Source organism: Amycolatopsis sp. NPDC051102 (genome assembly GCF_040682815.1).
GTDB lineage: Bacteria > Actinomycetota > Actinomycetes > Mycobacteriales > Pseudonocardiaceae > Amycolatopsis.
On record NZ_JBFBBT010000016.1, the window covers coordinates 46,697 to 67,560 of the forward strand.

The following is a 20,864-nucleotide window of genomic DNA, read 5'->3' on the forward strand; positions in this document are numbered from 1 at the left end:
GGTGCCGGCCCAGCCGGCCGTAGTCCCTCGAAGCCGGTGAACTGCCCGACGCCACGGGTCCGGGCGCACGAGTCCGCTCCCGCCTGAAGCCTGCGTCGCGGTGAAAGCGCTGGTCACCGCCTCGGCCGCGCACCCGATCGGGTCGCGCCTGCGCCGGCGGCACTATCCCGCTCACTTTGGGGTAATCAGAGATGACGGAGAGTGCCGAGCCTGGGAGAGCGCCATGCAGCCAGCCGACGACGACGAGCCGCCCGACGCCGTGTTGCTCGCCGCGCTTCGCGCCGGTGATCTCGAGGCCGCCGGGCTTCTCTTCCGGCGGCACGCCGAGCCGCTGCGGCGGGCCGCCGGGGCGTGGGTGCGGCAGCCCGCCGAGCGCGACGACCTGGTGGCCGAGACCTTCGCGCGGGTGCTGGCGGTGGTGCGCGCGGGCAGCGGCCCGCACGGCGATCTTCGGCCCTACCTGGTCGTGACGATGCGCCACCTGGTGTCGCGGTGGAGCAGCCAGCGCAACCGGGTGGAGCTGCGGGCCACCGTCCCCGACTCCGGTCAAGGCACCGGCGGGGCCGACGAACTGGCCCTGTACCGGTCGAACGTCCGGCTGGTGTGGTCGGCCTACTGCACGCTGCCCGGGCGGTGGCGGACCGTCCTGTGGCAGACCGCGGCCGAGGGCGGCACGCCGACGGAGGTCGCGCCGCTGCTGGGGCTGTCGCCCAACAGCGTGGCGGCGCTGGCGATGCGGGCGCGCGAGGGGCTGCGGCAGGCCTACCTGCAGGTCCAGGTGCCGGACGCGGAGGAGCCGGACTGCCGCGAACCCCGGCGGCGCATGGGGGCGTGGGTCCGCGGTGCGCTGCCGCCGCGGCGGGCGGACGCCATCGCCGGCCACATCGCCGGCTGCCGCGCGTGCCGGGCGGTCGCGCGGGGCCTGGACGAAGCGAACCGCGAGCTGCCCGGCTCGGCGGCGCGGCTCACCGGCTGAGTTCCGCGTCGCCGAAGAGCAGGGCCGTGCCGTGGGCGCGCTTGAAGTACAGGTGGGCGTCGTGCTCCCAGGTGATCGCGATGCCGCCGTGGAGCTGGATCATCTCCGCCGCCGCGTGCGCGAACGCCTCGCCGCACACGACTTTCGCGGTCAGGACGGCTTCGGCGTCGCCGTCCACGAGAGCCGCGTACAACGCCGAGCGGGCTGCTTCGACGTGGACGTGCACGTCGGCCATCCGGTGCTTCAGCGCCTGGAACGACCCGATCGCACGGCCGAACTGACGGCGTTGCTTCGTGTACTCGACCGTCAGTTCCAGCGCCCGCGCGGCCGCTCCGGTCTGCTCGGCCGCGACGGCGACCACCGCCGTGTCGTGCAGCAGACCCACCTGCGAGGCGTACCCGCCGGCGTCGAGACGCCGGGCGGGCGTCGACGCGCACTCGACGACCGCGAGCCGCCGCGTCGGGTCCAGGGTCGTCGCGCGTTCCCGGCGGACGCCGTCGAGGGGGACTTCGAACAGGCCGAAGCCGTCGTCCGTGCGGGCGACGGCGAGCAGGACGTCGGCGGTGTCGCCGTCCAGGACGTAGTGCGCCCGGCCGTCGAGTCCCGTGGCCGACGCCGTCAGGGCCGGCGTCCACCGGCCGTCGGCGCCGGACCAGGCCAGGGCGGCCACGGTCGTTCCCGCGGCGATGCCCGGCAGCAGCCGTTCGCAGGCTTCGTCGTTGCCCGTGCGCAGGAGCGCCTCGCCGCACAGGACCGCCGAGCCCAGCATCGGGGCGGGGGTCAGCGTCCGGCCGAGTTCGGCCAGCACGACGCACACCTCGGCGAGGCCGGCGCCCGCGCCGCCGTAGTGTTCCGGGATCGCCAGTGCGGCGACGCCGATCTGCTCGCAGAGCGTCGACCACAGCTTGTCGTCGTAGCCCAGCGGCGACGCCATCGCGGCCCGCACCGCCTCGGGGCCCGACCGGCGGGTGAGCAGCGCCCGCACCGCGTCCCGCAGCGCCCGGGCTTCCTCGGTGTCCAGGGGATCGGTGTCCAGGGGATCGCTCATCGCAGCACCCGCGCCCGGTGGAACGTCCCGGTCCCCCAGGCTCCGGCCAGCGCCCGCACCTTCGTCAGCCGGAGCCCGAGGTCGTGTTCGGCGGTGTAGCCGATGGCGCCGTGCACCTGCAGCGCGGTCCGCGCGGCCAAGTACGCGGCGTCGGCGGCCATGACCTTCGCCGCGGAGACGTCGCGGGGGAAGGTCTGCCCGGCCACCGCGGCGCCGTGGAGGAGCGGGCGGGCGAGTTCGAGCCGGGTGACGACGTCGGCGAGCAGGTGCTTGACCGCCTGGTACTCGCCGATGGCCCGGCCGTACTGGCGGCGCTGCCGCGCGTACGCCACCGACGTGTCCAGCAGCCACTGCCCGGCCCCGAGCAGCTGGGCCGCCACGGCCAGCACGCCGAGGTCGAACGCGCGGCCCTGCGCCGCCCGCGCGCCGGGCACCCGGAACAGCCGCCGCGGCGGATCGATCGAGCGCACCGGCTCGGTTCCGGCTCCGGTGAGTTCCGCGCCGGTGAGGTCCAGCACCACGCCCGCGACGTCGGCGTCCAGCGCCAGCGGGACTTCCGGCGGGGCGGCGACGGTGGCCAGGAGGTCGCCTTCGGCTAGGGCGGTGAGCCGGTGGCCGGTGAGCAGCGCCGGGGCGACGGCCGCCGACTCGACGAGCGGGCCCGGCACGGCGTGGTAGCCGAGGGCTTCGCAGGCGACCACCAGGTCGACCGGCGAAGCGCCGAGGCCGCCGTGGGCCTCGTCCACCAGCAGCGCGAAGACCCCGACGTCGGCGAGCGCGCGCCAGAGCTTGAGGCCGCGGTCGTGCTCCCCCGCCGCCCAGGCCCGGGCGGCGGTGGCGGTGTCCGCCCCGCCCAGCAGCTCGTGCAGCGTCGCGGCGAACTGCCGGTGCTCCGGCGAGAGCTGGAACCTCATCGGCGGGCCTCCCTCGGGAGCTTCAGCAGCCGTTCGGCGATCGTGTTCCGCTGGATCTGGTCGGTGCCGCCGTAGATCGGGCCGGCGAGGGAGAACAGGTAGCCGTCCACCCACTCCGGGTCCGTCTCCGCTGCCGGGCCCAGGACGTCGAGCGCGGTTTCGTGCAGTTCGACGTCCAGGTGCGACCAGAAGAGCTTGTTGACGCTGGACTCCGGGCCCAGCTCGCCGCCCTCCTGCAGCCGGCTCACGGTGCCGAACGTGTAGAGCTGGTACGCCCGCGCCCCGATCCAGGCGTCCGCCACCCGGTCCCTTGTGGACGGTGACTCGCCGTTGTCCCGCCAGAGATCCACCAGGCGGTCGGCCGCGGCGAGGAACCGGCCCGGGCTGCGCAAGGACAGGCCACGCTCGTTGTTCGCCGTCGTCATCGCCACTCGCCAGCCCTGACCCGGTTCGCCGATCACGTCCGTATCCGGCACGAAGACGTCGTCGAGGAAGATCTCCGCGAACCCGGGCTCGCCGTCCAGCTGCGGGATCGGCCGCACGGTGACGCCCTCGGCCCGCAAGTCGACCATGAAGTAGGTGAGGCCGTGGTGGCGTTGGGCGTCCGGGTCGGTGCGGAACAGCCCGAACGCCCGATCGGCGAAGGAAGCCCGGGAACTCCAGGTCTTCTGCCCGGACAGCAGCCAGCCGCCGTCGGTGCGGACCGCCGTGCTGCGCAACGCCGCGATATCGCTGCCGGCCTCCGGCTCCGACCACGCCTGCGCCCACACCTGTTCGCCGGTGGCCATCGCGGGCAGGATCCGGTCACGCTGCTCCGGCGTGCCGTGCGCGAACAACGTGGGCGCGAGCATGAAGATGCCGTTCTGCGACACCCTGCCCGGCGCCCCCGAGGCGTAGTACTCCTCCTCGAACAACAGCCACTGCAGCATCGACGCGTCCCGGCCGTGGTACTCGGCCGGCCACGACACGACCGACCAGCGCGCTTCCGCCAGTTCGGCCTCCCACTCGCGGTGCGCCCGGAACCCTTCCGCGGTGTCCATCGACGGCAGCGAACGGACGTGCGAGGCGAGCCAGTCCCGGGCCTCTTCGCGGAAGGCGGCGGAGGCTTCGTCGATGTCGAGGTCCATCACGTCCCCTTGTTCGCATCGCGCATCGACCGCGCGGACTGCCCGCCGAGCGAATCTTCCGACGTCTCCGCGTTGTGGGCGTGGGCCAGGTGGTGCAGCCCGAACACCGAGTCCATTCCGGACCGCAGGCCCATCAGGTCCTCGGCCTGGTTGACCGCCTTCTTCGCCAGCGCCAGCCCGAACTGCGGCATCCCCGCGATCTTCTCCGCCAGTTCGAGGGTGTGCTGCTCGAGTTCCGCGCGCGGGACGATCCGGTTGAGCATCCCCCATTCCTTCGCCTGCGCGGCGCTGAACCGCTCACCGGTGAACAGCACCTCCTTCGCCGCGCGGGGGCCGAGCACCCAGGGGTGCGCGAAGTACTCGACGCCCGGGATCCCCATCCGCACCACCGGATCGGCGAAGAACGCGTCGTCTGAAGCCACGATCAGGTCGCACACCCAGGCCAGCATCAGGCCGCCCGCGATGCACGCACCCTGCACGCTCGCGATCATCGGCTTCGGGATCTCCCGCCACCGGCGGCACATCCCGAGGTACACCTCCGACTCGCGGGCGAACCGCTGGTCACCGCCGGCCCGGTCGACGTGGTCCCACCACAGCACCGCGCGCCGGTCGAAGGTGACGTCCACGTCACGCCCCGGCGTGCCGATGTCGTGCCCCGCGGAGAAGTGCTTCCCCGCCCCGGCCAGGACGATCACCTTCACCTCGGGGTCGTCCACCGCGGCCGTGAAGGCGTCGTCGAGGGAGTAGGTCATCGCCGAGTTCTGGGCGTTGCGGTACTCCGGGCGGTTCATCGTCACCACCGCGACCGGCCCGCGCCGCTCCGAGCGGACCACCGGTTCACTCATGCCTTCTCCTCGCTCAGCAGCCGCTTCAGCACCTTGCCGGAAGCGTTGCGGGGCAGCTCGTCCAGGAACTCGACGAACCGCGGGGTCTTGTAGTTGGCCAGCCGTTCGCGGCAGAAGGCGAGCACCGCCTCCCCGGTCAGCCCGGTGCCGACGACGAACGCCTTGCCGACCTCGCCGAGCCGCTCGTCCGGGACGCCGATCACCGCGGCGTCGCGGACGCCCGCCAGTTCGGTCAGGGCGTGCTCGACCTCGGCCGGGTAGACGTTGAACCCGCCGCAGATGTACATGTCCTTGAGCCGGCCGGTGATGGTGAGGTTGCCGGCGGCGTCGAGCTCGCCGACGTCGCCGGTGTGCAGCCACCCCTGCTCGTCGACGGCCTTCGCGGTGGCTTCGGGGTCGTCGAGGTACCCGAGCATCACGTTCGGCCCGCGGAGCACGATCTCCCCCGGCGAGCCCTGGATCGCCACCTCGAAGCCCGCGGTCGCCCGGCCCGACGTGCTCGCGACGAGTTCCGCGCTGTCGCCGGGCCGGCACATCGTCACGACCACGGCTTCGGTGAGGCCGTAGGCGGTCAGGACGGTTTCGAATCCGAGCTCGGCCCGCATCCGGCGCACGAGCGAGGCGGGTACCGTGGCCGCGCCGGTCACCGCGAGCCGCAGCGACGACAGGTCGCCCTTGCGCGGCTCGTGCAGCAGGGACGTGAAGACCGTCGGCGCGCCCGGCAGCACGGAGATCCGTTCCCGCTCGATCGCCTTGAGGGCCGCGCGCACGTCGAACACCGCCTGCGGCACGATCGTCGCGCCGGTCAGCAGGCAGACCAGGATCCCGGCCTTGTAGCCGAAGCTGTGGAAGAACGGGTTGATCACCAGGTACCGGTCGCCGTCGGTGACCCGGCCGCAGTCCGCCCACGCCGCGGCGACGTCGACGGACTGGCGGTGGGCCGACAGCACACCCTTCGAGCGGCCGCTGGTGCCCGAGGTGAACAGGATGTCGCTGACGTCGTCGGGCCGCACGGCGTCCGCCCGGGCCTCGGCGTCGTCCGGCGGCACCTCCGAGGCCCGGTCCAGGAACTCGGCCCAGCCCAGTGTGCCCTCCACCGGCTGGTGGGGCTGCTCCAGCGGCACCCGGACGACGGTGCCGAGGTCCGGGAGGTCGGCGCCGGTCGCCCGGATCGCGGCGTGGCGGTCGGTGCCGAGGAAGTCCGCGGCCACGACGAGGGCCCGGGCCCGGCCGCGGACGAGCAGGTCCACGGTCTCGGTGGCGGTGAAGCGGGTGTTGACCGGGATCAGGGTGGCACCCGCGTAGAGGGCGCCCAGCGCCGCGGTGACCCAGTGGTGGGTGTTGGGCAGCGCGATCGCGACCCGGTCCCCCGCCTGGACGCCGCACGCGGCGAAGGCCCGCGCGACGGTTCGAACACGTTCCAGAAGCTGGTCGTATCCGAGCCGCACGGGCCCGTCGACCAGCGCCTCGGCGGACCCGAACTTCGCGGCGGCGTCGCGGACGACGGCCGGGATCGTGGTCTGTCCCACCACACCCTCCTCTGGACCGGCAAAGTAGAACGTGTTCTCATTACCCTAGGTGCCGGACCGGCGGGTGAGCAAGGAGGCGTGCGTGGAACCGACGCGACTGCGCCGCGAGGTCGCGGGCTGGCTCGCGGACAACCTGACCGGCGAGTTCGCGCGGCTGCGCGGCCTGGGCGGGCCGGGGCGGGAGCACGAGGAGTTCGAGCTGCGCCTGGCCTGGGAGCGGCACCTGGCCGCGGCGGGCTGGACGTGCGTGGGCTGGCCGGCCGAGCACGGCGGCCGCGGCCTGTCCCTGGCCGACCAGGTCGCCTTCCACGAGGAATACGCCGCCTCCGGTGCGCCGGCCCGGGTCAACCACATCGGTGAGCAGCTGCTCGGCCCGACGTTGATCGCCTTCGGCACCCCGGAACAGCAACAGCGGTTCCTGCCCAGGATCGTCGCCGTCGAAGAACTGTGGTGCCAGGGCTACTCCGAGCCCGGCGCCGGGTCCGACCTCGCCGCCGTCTCGACGTCGGCAGTGCTCCGCGACGGCGAGTGGGTGATCAACGGCCAGAAGATCTGGACGTCGCTGGCCCACGTGGCCGACTGGTGTTTCGTCGTCGCCAGGACCGAACCCGGCTCGCAGCGCCACCACGGCCTGTCGTACCTGCTGGTTCCCCTTCGCCAGGACGGCGTCACCATCCGGCCGATCCAGCAGCTGACCGGCACCTCCGAGTTCAACGAAGTCTTCTTCGACGACGCCCGCACCCCCGCCGGCCACGTCGTCGGCGAACCCGGTGAGGGCTGGAAGATCGCCATGGCCACCCTCGGCTTCGAACGCGGCGTCTCCACCCTCGGCCAGCAGATCGGGTTCCGCCGCGAACTCGACGACATCACCGCCGAAGCCCAGCGGCTCGGCACCTACGACGACCCGCTGCTGCGCGCCGACCTCGCCCGCGCCCGCATCGGCCTGCGCGTCCTGCGGGCCCACGCCCTGCGGACGCTCGGCCAGGCCGCCGGACCCGAAGTCGCCGTCGGGAAGCTGCTGTGGGCGCAGTGGCACCGCGGGCTGGGCGAACTGGCCATGCGGGCCCGGGGTGCGCGGTCCCTCGCCTCCGACGGCAGCGAACTGGACGAGTGGCAGCGGCTGTTCCTGTTCACCCGCGCCGACACCATCTACGGCGGCTCCGACGAAATCGAACGCACCATCATCGCCGAGCGCGTCCTCGGCCTGCCCCGGGAGGCCCGCCCGTGATCCCCCAGTACCCGCCCGGCCACGACCTGCTCGCCGGCAAAGTCGTCGTCGTCACCGCGGCCGCGGGCACCGGCATCGGGTCCGCCGTCGCGAAACGCTGTCTCGAAGAAGGCGCGAACGTCGTCATCAGTGACTGGCACGAGCGGCGCCTGAAGGAGAAGGCCGCCGAACTCGGCGACGTCCACGCCCTCCCCTGCGACGTCACCCAGGAGGACCAGGTCCAGGCCCTCGTCGACGGCGCGGTGGACCACTTCGGACGCCTCGACGTGATGATCAACAACGCCGGGCTCGGCGGCACGAAGTCCGTCCTGGACATGGCCGACGAGGAGTGGGCGAAGGTTCTCGACATCACCCTCACCGGGACCTTCCGCTGCACCCGCGCGGCCCTGCGCCAGTTCGTCGCCCAAGGCGGCGGCGGCGCGATCGTCAACAACGCCTCGGTGATCGGCTGGCGCGCCCAAGCCGGCCAAGCGCACTACGCGGCGGCGAAGGCGGGCGTGATGGCCCTGACCCGCTGCTCGGCCCTCGACGCCGCCGAGCACGGCGTCCGGATCAACGCCGTCGCCCCCAGCCTCGCCATGCACCCGTTCCTCGCCAAGGTCACCAGCGACGAACTGCTCGAAGACCTCACCAAACGCGAAGCCTTCGGCCGCGCCGCCGAGCCGTGGGAGGTCGCCAACGTCATGGTCTTCCTCGCCAGCGACTACGCGAGCTACCTCACCGGCGAAGTCGTCTCCGTCAGCAGCCAGCACCCCTAGGAGCCCCTGTGCCCGAAGCCTTCCTCCTCGACGCGGTCCGCACGCCCGTGGGGCGGCGCGGCGGCGCGCTGTCCGGGTGGCACTCCGCCGACCTGGGCGCGCACGTCATCAAGGCGGTCGTCGAACGCGCCCGGGTCGACCCCGGCTTCGTCGACGACGTCATCTTCGGCTGCACCGACACCCTCGGCCCCCAGGCCGGGAACATCGCCCGCACCGCGTGGCTGGCGGCCGGCTTCCCCGACCACGTGCCCGGCGTGACGATCGATCGGCAGTGCGGGTCGAGCCAGCAGGCCGTGCACTTCGCCGCCCAGGCCGTCATGTCCGGCACGCAGGACCTGGTGCTGGCCGGCGGTGTGCAGAACATGAGCCGGATCCCGATCAGCGCCGCGATGCTGGCCGGGCGCGAGTACGGCTTCGACGACCCGTTCTCCGGTTCGAAGGGCTGGCAGGAGCGCTACGGCAGCGTCGAGATCTCGCAGTTCCGCAGCGCCGACATGATCGCCGAGCACTGGGACATCAGCCGCGCGGCCATGGAGGAGTACGCGCTGCGCAGCCACCAGCGGGCCGTCGCCGCCATCGACGAAGGGCGGTTCGACGCGGAGATCGTCCCGGTCGAGCAGTTCCGGCACGACGAGGGGCCCCGCCGGGACACCGGCCTGGAGCGGATGCGCGGCCTGAAACCGCTGGGCGAGGGGTCGCGGCTGACGGCGGCGGTGGCCAGCCAGATCTCCGACGGCGCGAGCGCGGCCCTGCTGGCGTCCGCATCGTTCGTCGAAGAACACGGCCTGACACCCCGGGCCCGCATCCACCACCTGTCGGTGCGCGCGGCGGACCCGGTGTGGATGCTGACCGGCCCGATCCCGGCGACGGCGCACGCGCTGCGCAACGCCGGGCTCACCGTCGACGACATCGACCTGTTCGAGGTGAACGAGGCCTTCGCGAGCGTCGTCCTGGCGTGGCTGGACGAAACCGGGGCCGACCCCGACCGGGTGAACGTGAACGGGGGCGGGATCGCCCTCGGCCACCCGATCGGGGCCACCGGCACCAAGCTCCTGGCGACGCTCCTGCACGAGCTGGAGCGCCGCGGCGGGCGTTACGGGCTGCAGACGATGTGCGAAGGCGGCGGCACCGCCAACGTCACCATCATCGAACGGTTGTCGTGAGTGGTAAGGCGAGTTAGAACTCGCCTTACCACTCACGACAACCTGCGCCGATGATCAGCCGAGGGCGCGCAGCTTCGGGAGCACGTCCTCACTGAACTGGGTCAGGAACCGCTCCTGGTCGTGACCGGGGCCGTGGAAGACCAGGTGGTTCAGGCCGGCGTCCAGATACGGCTTGATCTGCGCCACGGCCTCGTCCGGGTCGGAGGCCACGATCCAGCGCTTGGCGACCTGCTCGATCGGCAGCTCGTCGGCCAGCCGTTCCATCTCCTCGGCCGAGGAGACGCTGTGCTTCTGCTCCGCCGACAGCGACAGCGGCGCCCAGAACCGGGTGTTCTCCAGCGCCTTCTCGTGGTCGCGGTCGTAGGACAGCTTGATCTCGATCGTCCGGTCGACGTCCTCGACGGTCTTCCCGGCCGCCTCCACGCCTTCCTTGACCGCCGGCATCAGCTTGTCGGTGTAGAGCTCCATGCCCTTGCCGGAGGTGCAGATGAACCCGTCACCCGCGCGGCCCGCGTACTTGGCCACCACCGGGCCACCGGCGGCGACGTACACCGGCACCGGCTGCTCCGGCCGGTCGTAGATCTTGGCGTCCACCAGCTCGTAGTAGTCGCCCTTGAAGTTGACGTTGTCGCTGGTCCACAGCTCGCGGATGAGCTTGATCGACTCGCGCAGCCGGGCGAAGCGCTCCTTGAACTCCGGCCACTCCCGCCCGGAGACGGCGATCTCGTTCAGCGCCTCGCCGGACCCGACCCCGAGGATCACGCGGCCGCCCGAGAGCAGCGACATCGTCGCGAACGCCTGGGCGATCACCGCCGGGTTGTACCGGAACGTCGGGGTCAGCACGCTCGTGCCGATCTGCACCCGCTTCGTGCGCTCGGCGACCGCCGGCATCCAGGCCAGCGCCCACGGTGCGTGGCCGCCTTCGTGCCGCCAGGGCAGGAAGTGGTCGGACACCCACACCGAGTCGAGACCGACGTCTTCGGCGCGCACGGCGTACTCGACCAGGTCCCGCGGCCCGAACTGCTCCGCCGACGCCTTGTAACCGACCTTCAACGCCACGCTCTCTCATCCTCCCGTTTGCCGGCCGAGCCGCCGCAGGATCTCACCCGCCTCGGCCACGGCGCCCTCGACGATCTGCGCCACCGTGGGCAGGTCATGGATCATGCCCACCACCTGTCCCGACGCTAGCACTCCCGCGTCCGTCCGGCCGTCGACCAGCCCCGCCCGCAACAGCATCGGGGTGTTGGCCGCCATGACCAGCTGGCTCCACGTCAGATCGTTGCCGTGCTTCATCGCAAGGCCTTCTCGCACCATCGCAACCGGGGACAGGCCGGTGATATTCCGAAAGCGCAGGGCGTTGCGGGCGGCCTGGGCCAGCCCGCGGAGCCGGCCGGTGCGTTCGAGCTTGTCGACGAGCTCGGTGCGCAGCACGCGGTGCGGCAGGCCGTCGACGCGCCGGGTGACGACGGTCCCGGTGAGTCCCTGGTCCAGGTAGAGGCGCTTGACCTCGTCGGGGACCGTGCTCTCCTTGCTGAGCAGGAACCGGGTGCCCATCGCGACGCCCGCGGCGCCGTAGGCCAGCGCGGCGGCGAGCCCGCGGCCGTCGAAGAAGCCGCCGGCCGCGACGACCGGGATGTCGACGGCGTCCAGCACCGAGGGCAGCAGCAGCGTGGTGGCCACGCCCCCGGTGTGCCCGCCGCCTTCGCCGCCCTGGACGATGACGGCGTCCGCGCCCCAGGCGGCGACCTTCTCCGCGTGCCGGGCGGCGCCGACCGACGGGATCACGACGACACCGTGGTCACGCAGCTTCGCGATCATCTCCTTCCGCGGCGCGAGCGCGAACGACGCCACCTTGACGCCCTCGCGGATGAGCAGGTCGGCGCGGTCACCGGCGTCGACGGCGTCGGCGCGCAGGTTCACGCCGAACGGCTTGTCCGTCCGCTTCTTGACCTCGGTGATGGCCGCTTCGAGCTCGCCGTAGGTCATCGTGGCGGAGGCGAGGATGCCGAGGGCGCCGGCTTCCGCGGTCGCCGAGACCAGCCGCGGCCCGGCCACCCAGCCCATCCCGGTCTGCACGACCGGGTGGTCGACGCCGGCCAGCCGGGTGAGTGCGGTCTTCACGCCGGCACTTCCTTGTCCCGCAGGCCTTTCGGGTCGACGGCCTCGCGGATGAGCCGCAGCTCGGCCGCGTCCGGTTCGCGGCTGGTCCCGGCGCCGGTGAAGTCGATGTCGAACGCCGTCGCCGCGGCGACTTCGTCGCGGGTGACGCCCGGGTGCAGCGACACCGCGCGCATCGCGTGGTCCGGGCCGCCGAAGTCGAACACCCCGAGGTTGGACACGACCCGGTGGACGTCGTGGAACTTCTGCGCCGACGGCCCGGCCTTGGCCGCGTTGTCGTAGCCGACGCCCGACACGACGTCCACCGTGTCCACGAACACCCGGGCGGAGTGCCGCGGAACCCAGTAGCTCGTGCGGTGGTTGATCGTGTTGCCCGGCGCGCCGCGCACGCCCAGCAGCTGCTTCTTCGGCCGGGCGTGGTCGCCGATGGCGGAGATGTTCTGGTTGCCGTACCGGTCGATCTGGTTGGCGCCCATGACGACGTGCCGCCGCCCGTGCGGGACGATCGTGTCCAGCATCTTGCGGAACGGCTGCCAGCCTTCGACCACGCCGTCCGGCGTCAGCAGGTACGCCTCGCCGTCGGACATCAGCAGGTCCGGCTCGAACGTCAGCCGTGCCAGTTTGGCGCCCAGCTGCGGGATCAGGCCCATCGGGCTGACCACGATCTCGCCGTCGCCGCGGAACAGCTCGGCCACCGCCACCACGGCGATCTCGGCCCGGGTCACGCTCATGCCGCCTCCGTCCCGAACTTGTCCACTTCGGACAGATAACTGCGTTCGTCCCCCGACAGGAACCGGTCCGCGAACCCGGGCCACGCGTCGAGGTCCTTCGCGCAGGCCGCGTAGTGCCGCTGGAACCGCTCGTCGCGGCCGTAGTCGGGCACCGCCGTCGTGAAGTGCGCGCCGCGCGGTGCTTCCACGACCCCGTCGACGGCTCCGCGGGTGAGCAGCAGCGACTGCACCGGCCCGGCCGCCGTCAGCTCCGCCGTCTCGACGACCTTCTCGGCCGACACGAAGCAATTGTCCGCGGCGAGGCCGAACAGCTCGTCGAAGTACGGGTCCGGGCCGAGGTACTGGGCGTTGCCGCGGGCGTCCGCGCGGTTGAGGTGCACCAGCGCCACGTCCAGGTGCTGCGCGGGGACCGCCACCAGCTCCTCGCCGTCGTCGTAGGGCGAGCGCACGGTCCGCAGTTCCGGGTTGGCGCGCATCACTTCCGAGCCCAGGCCCGCCCGCGTCGGCAGGAACGGCAGCCGCTGCATCGCCGCCGACAACGCCGTGCCGAACATGCCCTCGTCGTACTCGGTCACTTCGATCGCCCCGGTCTCCCGGGCGCGGCCGAACCACGGGTCGTACGGGATCGAATCGAGGGTGACGAACCCGAACACGACCCGTTTCACCTTCCCCGCCGCGCACAGCAGCCCGACGTCCGGGCCGCCGTAGGAAACGACGGTGAGGTCCTTCACCGGGGTGCGCAGGATCGCCCGGACCAGCGCCATCGGCTTGCGCCGCGAGCCCCAGCCGCCGATCCCGATCGTCATGCCGTCCTTCAGCTCGGCCGCCACGTCGTCGGCGGTCGTGCGCTTATCGGCCATTCAAGAACTCCTCGCGGGCTTCGTCGGACGCGCCGAGCAGGTTCAGCTCGAAGGTGAACCCCTGCTCGAACCGGTAGCTGCGGTGCACCTGCTGGGTGTCGATGCCGTTCAGCGCCTCTTTCGCCGCCCGGATGACCCGTGGGTCCTTCTTCGCGATGTCCCGGGCGACGTCCATCGCCGCCTCGTCCAGCTCCGCCCGGGGCACGACCCGGTAGACCGAGCCGTGGGTGTGCAGTTCGGCGGCGGTGATCTTGCGGGCGGTGAAGTACAGCGTGCGCATCAGGTGCTGCGGCACCAGCCGCGCCAGGTGCGTCGCCGCACCCAGCGCACCCCGCTCGACCTCCGGCACCCCGAACGTCGCGTCTTCCGAGGCGACGATCACGTCGGCGTTGCCGACCAGGCCGATGCCGCCACCGAGGCAGAAGCCGTGCACCGCCGCGACCACCGGCACCGCGCAGTCGTAGACCGCGCCGAAAGCCGCGTAACAGCCCCGGTTCGCACCGACCAGCGCGTCGTAGCCCTCGCTGCGCTGGATCTCCTTGATGTCGACGCCCGCGTTGAACCCCCGGCCTTCCGCGCGCAGCACCACGACGTGGACGTCCGGGTCGCGGCCCGCCTGCGTGAGGGCGTCGGCCAGGTCGAACCAGCCCTGCACCGGCAAGGCGTTCACCGGCGGGAAGTCGACCGTGACGAGCTCGACGTGGCCGTCGCGTTTGGTCAGGATGCCCATCAGCTCGCTCCGTACACGGGTTCGGGCTCGGGCGCGCGCTCGAGCAGGTCCTTCACCACCGGGCCGAGCTCGGCCGGGTCCCACCGCTCGCCCTTGTCCACGGCCGGGCCGTGCCGCCACGCCTGCGCCAGGGACACCTTGCCGCCCTCGACCTCGAAGACGCGGCCGGTGACGTGGGCGGACTCCTCGCTGCCCAGCCAGACGACCAGCGGCGAGACGTTCTCCGGCGCCATCGCGTCGAAGCCGGTGTCCGGCCGCGCCATCGACGCGAACACTCCTTCGGTCATCCGGGTCCGCGCGGCCGGGGCGATCGCGTTCACCGTGACGCCGTAGCGCGCGAGTTCCGCGGCCGCCACGACGGTCAGGCCGGCGATTCCGGCCTTCGCGGCCGAGTAGTTCCCCTGTCCGACGCTGCCGAGAAGCCCTGCTCCGGAGCTGGTGTTGATCACCCGCGCGCTCGGCGTCCGCCCGGCCTTCGCTTCGGCTCGCCAGTACTCGGCCGCGTGCCGCAGCGGGGCGAAATGCCCTTTGAGGTGCACGCGCACGACGGCGTCCCACTCGTCCTCGCCGAGGTTGACCAGCATCCGGTCCCGGAGGAACCCCGCGTTGTTGACCAGCACGTCCAGCCGGCCGAAGTGCTCCACCGCGGTGTCGATCAGCTCCTTCGACCCGGCCCAATCGGCCACGTCGGAGGTGTTCGCCACCGCCTGCCCGCCGACCGCCTCGACGACTTCCGCGGCCGCGTCGGCGTCCACGTCGTTCACCACCACCGACGCGCCCTCGGCCGCGAACGCCAGCGCGTGCGCCCGCCCGATCCCCCGCCCCGCGCCCGTCACGACGACCACGCGCCCCTGGCACAACCCGCTCACGAATCCTCCCGATTGACGTCCGCCGCGGCCAGGAAGGCCGGCACCTCTCCCCCGCCGTGCACCCGCAAGGTCGCTCCTGACACGTAGGAAGCCAGTGAGGAGGCCAAGAACGCAGCGCACGCCCCGATTTCCTCGGGCTCGGCCAGCCGTCCCAGCGGCACCGTCTTCCCCACCGCCTCGACCGCGGCTTCGCTGCCGTAGTGCAGGTGGGACTGCTCGGTCCGCACCATCCCGACGTCGAGGGCGTTGACCCGCACCTTCGGCGCCCACTCGACCGCGAGGCTGGCCGTGAGGTTGTCGAGCCCGGCTTTCGCGGCGCCGTAGGCGGCCGTTCCGGGCGACGGGCGGGTCCCGCTGACGCTGGAGATCATCACGATCGAGCCGCCGCCGTCCTGGCGCTGCATCACCGCGTTCGCGTGCTGCGCCACCAGCAACGGCGCGAGCAGGTTCAGCTGCACCACCTTCTCGTGCAATCGCGGCGACGCCTCCGCCGCCGGCACGTATGGCGCCCCGCCCGCGTTGTTCACCACCACGTCCAGGCGGCCGTGCCGCTCGACGATCCCGCCGATCAGAGCCGAAACCTGTTCTTCTTCGCGCACGTCGCACCGGACGAACTCCGCCTCGGTCGCGGCCTCGTGCCGCGCGCAGGTGACGACGTGCGCGCCCTGGGCCAGGAACACCGTGCTGATCCCCCTGCCCACACCCCGGACGCCACCGGTGACCAGCACCACGGCGCCGGTCAACCCGAGATCGGTCTTCACCGGCACACCACCTTCCGCCCCAAAACTAGAACATGTTCTCGCTTGGGACAAGCGGCGGCCCGCCGGGTCAGGTGGCGGTCACGCTCCGGGCGAGCGGAAGCCGGACGCCCGCAGCGCGGCCTGCATGGCGAACCGCGCGTCCGGGTCGTCGAGGCGGTCGCCGAAGACCTGCTTCAGCTGGCGCACGCGGTAGCGGACCGTCTGGGGGTGGACGGAAAGGTCCACCGCGATCTTCTCGGAGTTCCCGCCGTGCTGCAGCCACGACAGCAGGGTCTCGCCGAGCCGGCGGCGGGTGCGGTCCGGGAACTGCTCCAGCGGGGCCAGCTGCCGGAGGGCCACCTGCTCGGCCAGGGGCGCGTCGGACAGCAGCCACAGGTCGGTCAGGTGGTCGGTGCACCACGTGACGGGCGCGTCCGGGAGCGCCCCGTCCGCGACCAGCCGCAGCGCCGTGCGGGCCCAGCGCAGGGAGTGCGCCGCCGCGCCGAGGTCCACCGGCGGCCCGACCGCGACGCGCGTGCCGAGCCGGGTCAGGGTCTTGGCGTCCACCGGGGCGGGCAGCAGCAGGTACGGCTGCGGCGGATCGAGGTCGGCGAGGGCGTCGGGCCCCCACGCGGTGCCGATCGCCCGTTCGGCGGCGACCGCCACCACCTCGCGGGGCACCGCCCAGCCCGCCGCCGACGCGAGCTCGGCGAGGACCGCGTCCGGAACGGCGCCCGGGCCGGTCAAGAGCCGCAGCAGCCGCCGGCGCAGCCCGGCCCGGGTGCCCTCGATCTCCGCCCGCGCTTCGCGGTGGCCCCGGCTCGACACCCGCGCGAGCTCGTCGGCGTAGCCGAACAGCATCTCGGCCAGCTGCGCCATGACCGCCGACGAGAGCCGGTGCCGCCGGCCCAGCCGCATGATCCAGCGCCAGCCGACCCGGGTGCCCACGCGGTAGGCCGCCTGCAGGTCGTCGAGGCTCCGGCCTTCGCGCGCCTCGCCGGCGCCGAGCCGGCGGCACGTCTCGAACAGCCGCTCGCGCGAGGCTTGCGGATCTTCGACGAGGTCGACGAAGAGCGCGACGGCGCACTCGACGCCGTCCCGGGTCACGCGGCCGTAGGCGCCGTCGCCCGGCCGGGCGTAGACCGGGACCGCCCGCAGCACCTCGCGGACGATCCCGTCGGCCAGCGCCGGCAACGCCGGACGCATCAGCGCGGCGAGCTCTTTTCTCCGGAGAACCTCTTCGCCGGCGTCCCGGGGAGCCGGGACGCGTTGCCGAGCACTGTCGCGGGACACCAGGGTTCCTCCACCGGGGACGGCGATCGCAACTCCTTCGGGGGTCCGGGTGGCGGAGCCCCCGGCCCGGGGCGAAGCCCCGGATATCACGGAGCGTGCTTTACCTGACAGTAAAGCAGGGGGACCGTACAGTACACCTCCATGAGCCGGCCCAGCCCTCCTGATCGATCAAGCACGCGCCGCAGCCCGGCCGCCCGGCCCACCGACGACCAACTGCTCGACGCTGCCCGCGCGGTGTTCGCCGAACGGGGGTACGCGCAGGCCACGATGGGGCTGATCGCGGAGCGCGCCGATTCCACCAAGCCGACGCTCTACGCGCATTTCGGGGACAAAGCGGCCCTTTTCCGCGCCACCGTCAGCCGGGAAGCCGCCGCGTTGCGCGCCTGGGTGATCCAGGCGTACGAAACGACGGACCCGGCCCCGCTGGAGGACCGCGTCCGGCGGTCGGTGATGGCCATGTTCGGCTACGCGGGCGCCCACCCCGAGAGTTTCCGGCTGCTGTTCGACTCGGCCGTCGACGAGATGTCGAACGAGCGCCGCGCGCTGGCCGACACCATCGCCACGCTCGTGCTCGGCCAGATCCGCGACCACCTGACCGCCCGCGGCCGGCCGGTCGGCCCGAGCGCCGAGCTGCTCGCCGCGATGATGGTGGGCCTCGTCGGCCGGGCCGCCATGCACGTCTCCCACTCCCCCGGGCTCGACCCGATCGCCGCGGGCGAACTGGCGACCGGGTTCGTGATGGCCGCGCTGCGCGGCCTCGACCCCGCGCTGCTGGAGGTCGTCGACCGCCCGCAGCGCGCCGGGCAGTGCGTCACCTGAGCGTCCACACCGGACTCTTTGTCACCGGCCGGACAATTACCGGCCCGGATCGGAAACACCTCTTGCCGGGGTCGGCAAGCGCTGCGACGCTGCGATAACCGCAAGCGCCGTCCGCAATTCTCCGCCTGGACGGAAAGCGCTTGCCGACCCCTTTTTCCCACAACGAGGTGTGATCAGTGATGATTCGCGTCCCCCAGAACCGCCTGCTTTCCGCCGCCGCCGCGGTCGGCTTCGCCGTCGCCGGGCTCACCGTGGCGGCCGCGCCGACGGCGTCGGCCGCGCCGTGCACCGACATCGACGTGGCGGTGGCCCGCGGCACGGGCGAACCCGGCACGCTGGGCCTCATCGTCGGCGACCCGGTCTTCCAGGCCGTGCAGAACCGGCTGCGCCCGCGGTCGGTGAGCAGCTACCGCGTCGACTACCCGGCCGACCTCGGCGAGCCGGCGTCGGTGCAGCGCGGCAACACCGACCTGGTCAACCACGTGCGCTCCCAGGCCGCGGCCTGCCCGGCGCAGCGGTTCGTCCTGGCCGGCTACTCCCAGGGCGCCAACGTCGTCGACAACTCGATCGGCATCAGCAGCGACGGCGCGGTCGTCGGCGGCCCGATCGTGGCCACCATCCCGGCGGACCTGGCGCCCCGGATCGCGGCCATCGTGCTGTTCGGCAACCCGATCCGCGCGATCGGCCGCTCGGTCACCGGCACCTATTCCAGCCGTACCAAGGACTACTGCGCCCTCGGCGACCCGATCTGCCAGTTCGGCGGCACCAACATCCTGGCCCACCTCAGCTACGGCAACCAGGCGAGCGACGCGGCCGCGTTCGTCGCGAGCAAGGTCTGATCCCGGGACGGGCCGCACCGAAGATTCCCCTCGGTGCGGCCCTTCACCGGTTCCCTCAGCAGTTCGAGGGTGCGGATTCGCCGTTGAACCGCTTCACGATCCACTGGTGCGCGTCGGCGTTCCCGGCCAGGATTCCGCTGGCGTGTTCGGCGACGTAGGTCGTCCACTGCTCACGCACCCCGGCCGCGCAGTACGCCCGGTGCAGCGTCTCCGCCTGCGGGGTGTTGACGATCTCGTCGGTGCTCGCGTGGTACTGGAACACCGGCACCCGCGGCGGGTGGGCGCCCAGCTTGTTCTGCGCCAGCCGCGCCTGCCACTGCGGCGTGCCCAGCGGATTGGTCGTCGTGTAGTCGCTGATCTTCTTGAACGAATAGTTCAGCAGCAGCTCCGCCGTGCACGCGTTCTTCTTCGCGTCCGCCAGCTGCTGCCGGCCGGTGTCGTTGAGGAACGAGTCGAGCTTCAGGTCCGGGTACGCGGCGTCGAGCCCGACCGCGGCGAAGGCCAGGAACCCGAAGCCGATGTACCCGTCGAGGCCCTTGGCGACCTCGGTCAGGTCGGCCGGGACACCGCCCGCGACGACGCCGACGACGTTCAGCTCGGGCGCGTAGGCGGGCTGCTTCTCGGCCGCCCACATCGAACCGCCGCCGCCTTGGGAGTAGCCCTGGAAGATCACCTTGGCGCTCTTGGAAAGCCGGGCCGACGGAAGGTCCTGCGCCGCCCGCACCGAGTCGATCACGGCCGGCCCCATGGACTGCCCGGTGATGTAGGTGGGCACGGTCGAGGGCGAGTAGCCCTCGTAGTCGGTCACCGCGACCGCGTAGCCACTGGACAGCGAGTCGTTGATGGCGGGCTGGTCGTAGAGCGTGCCGCGTTCCATCGCCTTGGACGCGGTGCACTTGAACGCCGGGCCCTGCGTGCCGACGGCGTAGCCGACGATCGGCGCCCCGGCCGGGTCCACGCCCTTCGGCACGAGGATCGTCCCCGTCACCGCGTCCGGGTTCCCGAGCGCGTTCGTCGACAGGTACATGACCTGCCAGGCGTCGGCGTTGAGCGCGTTCAGCAGCGGCACCGCGGGCCGCCAGCGGATGACGTCACCCGGTTTCCCGGCCGGCAGCGGCGACGGCGGGGTGTAGAACGAGTCGTCGAACGGCCCGGGCAGCAGGGGTGCCGCGCCGGCGGGCGGGCTCGCCGCCGCGACGCCCAGCGCCACCAGGAAGCAGGTCAGGAGCGCCGAAACGACGGCGCGGACACGGGCGTGCTTCACCACAACCTCCATCGGGAAAGGGAATCCGCTCAGGCCGGGAGGCCGAGCGCGCCGGCCAGGACCGGCCACGACTGGTGCAGGGCCCGCTGCCAGTACGGCCAGCTGTGCGTGCCGGGCCCGTAGTAGTCGACGGTCGCCGGGATGCCGGCCGCCTGCAGCCGGTCGGTGAAACTGCGGGAGGACAGCAGCGCCGAGGGCTCCAGGACGTCGGACTGCCCCGGCGGATCCAGCGGCCCGGTCTGCCCGTTGCCGCAGGAGATGTAGAGCGCGGTGCCGCGCAGCCGGTCGACGTGGTCGTAGGGGTTGCTCGCCGACCAGATCGGCTGCATCCCGAAGGAGTCGCCCCAGAGGTTCAGGTAGTTGAAGATGCCGGCCCGGGCCAGGATGCCGATGATCCACACCGGGATCCCCGGGTAGAGCGTGTTGGGGACGCCGCTGTAGGAGGCGGCCGCGCCGAACATCCCGGGGTGCTTGAACGCGTAGGCCATCGCGCCGTAGCCGCCGATCGACAGCCCGGCGATCGCCCGCCGCGTCCCGCCGCGGTACCCGCGTTCGATGATCTGGCGGACTTCGGCGGTGTGGAAGGTGTCCCAGTCGGGAGTGTTCTTGAGGCCGAAGTTCCACCACTTCGTGTACATCCCCGCCGGGCCGTCCGTCGGCATCACGACCAGCGCGTCCTTGGCCGCGGTGAACGCCTTGACGTCGGTGAACCGGTCCCACGACTGGTAGTCGACCGGCTCGCAGCAGCCGTGCAGCAGGTACAGCACCGGCCAGGTCCGCGTGGGCTGCGCGGCCCAGCCGGCGGGCACGATCACCCGGACCATCCCGGTGGTGCCCAGTGCGGGCGAGCTGATCTGCAGGTCGGCGGTCCGGGCGTCCAGCCAGGTCTCCTGGACGACTTTCGCGCCGTCGTCGGCCACGGCCGGGCTCGCCTGGGCGGGCGTCACGCCGGCCCCGGCGACCAGCAGGACGACGGACAGCGCCAGCAGGACGATCCGCTTCATGGGGGCTCC

General features: G+C 72.4%; 21 protein-coding genes. 6 read left to right on the forward strand and 15 right to left on the reverse strand.

What is annotated here, in order from left to right; all coding sequences use genetic code 11:
* Positions 1–223: 223 nt before the first annotated feature.
* Positions 224–976, forward strand: coding sequence for a sigma-70 family RNA polymerase sigma factor (locus AB0M93_RS33760; RefSeq protein WP_364281180.1), 753 nt, complete (start codon positions 224–226; stop codon positions 974–976).
* Here AB0M93_RS33760 and AB0M93_RS33765 read toward each other — a convergent pair.
* The 5 genes from AB0M93_RS33765 to AB0M93_RS33785 are packed head-to-tail and all read right to left on the reverse strand — an operon-like array spanning position 966 to position 6,439.
* Positions 966–2,024, reverse strand: coding sequence for an acyl-CoA dehydrogenase family protein (locus AB0M93_RS33765; protein ID WP_364281183.1), 1,059 nt, complete (start codon positions 2,022–2,024; stop codon positions 966–968). The genes AB0M93_RS33760 and AB0M93_RS33765 overlap by 11 nt on opposite strands.
* Positions 2,021–2,938: an acyl-CoA dehydrogenase family protein gene (locus AB0M93_RS33770; protein WP_364281186.1), complete on the reverse strand. Its 918-nt coding sequence runs from the start codon at positions 2,936–2,938 to the stop codon at positions 2,021–2,023. Before AB0M93_RS33770 ends, AB0M93_RS33765 begins: the two co-directional genes overlap by 4 nt.
* Positions 2,935–4,065, reverse strand: coding sequence for an acyl-CoA dehydrogenase family protein (locus tag AB0M93_RS33775; protein WP_364281188.1), 1,131 nt, complete (start codon positions 4,063–4,065; stop codon positions 2,935–2,937). The genes AB0M93_RS33770 and AB0M93_RS33775 overlap by 4 nt, the downstream gene beginning before the upstream one ends.
* The gene (locus tag AB0M93_RS33780; RefSeq protein ID WP_364281191.1) at positions 4,065–4,910 is read right to left on the reverse strand and encodes an enoyl-CoA hydratase; all 846 of its coding nucleotides are present in this window, start codon (positions 4,908–4,910) and stop codon (positions 4,065–4,067) included. The genes AB0M93_RS33775 and AB0M93_RS33780 overlap by 1 nt, the downstream gene beginning before the upstream one ends.
* On the reverse strand, positions 4,907–6,439 hold the full coding sequence (locus AB0M93_RS33785; RefSeq protein WP_364281194.1) for a FadD3 family acyl-CoA ligase: 1,533 nt from the start codon (positions 6,437–6,439) through the stop codon (positions 4,907–4,909). Before AB0M93_RS33785 ends, AB0M93_RS33780 begins: the two co-directional genes overlap by 4 nt.
* Positions 6,440–6,521: 82 nt before the next feature.
* On the opposite strand from AB0M93_RS33785, the gene AB0M93_RS33790 reads away from it, so the two are divergent.
* The 3 genes from AB0M93_RS33790 to AB0M93_RS33800 are packed head-to-tail and all read left to right on the forward strand — an operon-like array spanning position 6,522 to position 9,588.
* A complete protein-coding gene (locus tag AB0M93_RS33790; RefSeq protein WP_364281197.1) occupies positions 6,522–7,667 on the forward strand; it encodes an acyl-CoA dehydrogenase family protein in 1,146 nt (381 codons plus the stop codon).
* Positions 7,664–8,425, forward strand: a complete 762-nt coding sequence (locus AB0M93_RS33795) for an SDR family oxidoreductase (protein WP_364281200.1) — start codon at positions 7,664–7,666, stop codon at positions 8,423–8,425. Before AB0M93_RS33790 ends, AB0M93_RS33795 begins: the two co-directional genes overlap by 4 nt.
* Positions 8,426–8,433: 8 nt before the next feature.
* Positions 8,434–9,588 carry an acetyl-CoA C-acetyltransferase gene (locus tag AB0M93_RS33800; protein WP_364281202.1) on the forward strand — a complete coding sequence of 385 codons (1,155 nt, stop codon included), beginning with the start codon at positions 8,434–8,436 and terminating at the stop codon, positions 9,586–9,588.
* A 54-nt stretch (positions 9,589–9,642) separates the two neighbouring features.
* On the opposite strand, the gene fgd is transcribed toward AB0M93_RS33800, so the two are convergent.
* From fgd to AB0M93_RS33840, 8 genes are all read right to left on the reverse strand, one after another.
* The gene (fgd, locus tag AB0M93_RS33805) at positions 9,643–10,647 is read right to left on the reverse strand and encodes a glucose-6-phosphate dehydrogenase (coenzyme-F420) (RefSeq protein ID WP_364281205.1); all 1,005 of its coding nucleotides are present in this window, start codon (positions 10,645–10,647) and stop codon (positions 9,643–9,645) included.
* A 6-nt stretch (positions 10,648–10,653) separates the two neighbouring features.
* Positions 10,654–11,709, reverse strand: coding sequence for a nitronate monooxygenase (locus AB0M93_RS33810; RefSeq protein ID WP_364281208.1), 1,056 nt, complete (start codon positions 11,707–11,709; stop codon positions 10,654–10,656).
* A complete protein-coding gene (locus tag AB0M93_RS33815; RefSeq protein ID WP_364281211.1) occupies positions 11,706–12,437 on the reverse strand; it encodes a CoA-transferase in 732 nt (243 codons plus the stop codon). The genes AB0M93_RS33810 and AB0M93_RS33815 overlap by 4 nt, the downstream gene beginning before the upstream one ends.
* Positions 12,434–13,297 (reverse strand): CoA-transferase, encoded by an 864-nt coding sequence (locus AB0M93_RS33820; protein WP_364281214.1) that lies wholly within the window; start codon positions 13,295–13,297, stop codon positions 12,434–12,436. The genes AB0M93_RS33815 and AB0M93_RS33820 overlap by 4 nt, the downstream gene beginning before the upstream one ends.
* Positions 13,287–14,027, reverse strand: coding sequence for an enoyl-CoA hydratase family protein (locus tag AB0M93_RS33825; RefSeq protein ID WP_364281217.1), 741 nt, complete (start codon positions 14,025–14,027; stop codon positions 13,287–13,289). Before AB0M93_RS33825 ends, AB0M93_RS33820 begins: the two co-directional genes overlap by 11 nt.
* Positions 14,027–14,896 (reverse strand): SDR family oxidoreductase, encoded by an 870-nt coding sequence (locus AB0M93_RS33830; protein ID WP_364281220.1) that lies wholly within the window; start codon positions 14,894–14,896, stop codon positions 14,027–14,029. The genes AB0M93_RS33825 and AB0M93_RS33830 overlap by 1 nt, the downstream gene beginning before the upstream one ends.
* Entirely contained in the window at positions 14,893–15,657 is a 765-nt protein-coding gene (locus AB0M93_RS33835) for an SDR family oxidoreductase (RefSeq protein WP_364281223.1), read from the reverse strand. Before AB0M93_RS33835 ends, AB0M93_RS33830 begins: the two co-directional genes overlap by 4 nt.
* 78 nt (positions 15,658–15,735) lie before the next feature.
* On the reverse strand, positions 15,736–16,929 hold the full coding sequence (locus tag AB0M93_RS33840; RefSeq protein WP_364281226.1) for a helix-turn-helix domain-containing protein: 1,194 nt from the start codon (positions 16,927–16,929) through the stop codon (positions 15,736–15,738).
* 141 nt (positions 16,930–17,070) lie between these two features.
* Between AB0M93_RS33840 and AB0M93_RS33845 the strand changes: the two genes are divergently transcribed.
* Together AB0M93_RS33845 and AB0M93_RS33850 are read left to right on the forward strand one after the other, a co-directional pair.
* Positions 17,071–17,748, forward strand: coding sequence for a TetR/AcrR family transcriptional regulator (locus tag AB0M93_RS33845; RefSeq protein ID WP_364281229.1), 678 nt, complete (start codon positions 17,071–17,073; stop codon positions 17,746–17,748).
* A 179-nt stretch (positions 17,749–17,927) separates the two neighbouring features.
* Positions 17,928–18,587 (forward strand): cutinase family protein, encoded by a 660-nt coding sequence (locus tag AB0M93_RS33850; protein WP_364281232.1) that lies wholly within the window; start codon positions 17,928–17,930, stop codon positions 18,585–18,587.
* 55 nt (positions 18,588–18,642) lie between these two features.
* Here AB0M93_RS33850 and AB0M93_RS33855 read toward each other — a convergent pair whose 3' ends face one another.
* Positions 18,643–19,851, reverse strand: coding sequence for a lipase family protein (locus AB0M93_RS33855; RefSeq protein ID WP_364281235.1), 1,209 nt, complete (start codon positions 19,849–19,851; stop codon positions 18,643–18,645).
* A gap of 29 nt (positions 19,852–19,880) precedes the next feature.
* On the reverse strand, positions 19,881–20,855 hold the full coding sequence (locus tag AB0M93_RS33860; RefSeq protein ID WP_364281238.1) for an alpha/beta hydrolase family protein: 975 nt from the start codon (positions 20,853–20,855) through the stop codon (positions 19,881–19,883).
* Positions 20,856–20,864 lie beyond the last annotated feature (9 nt).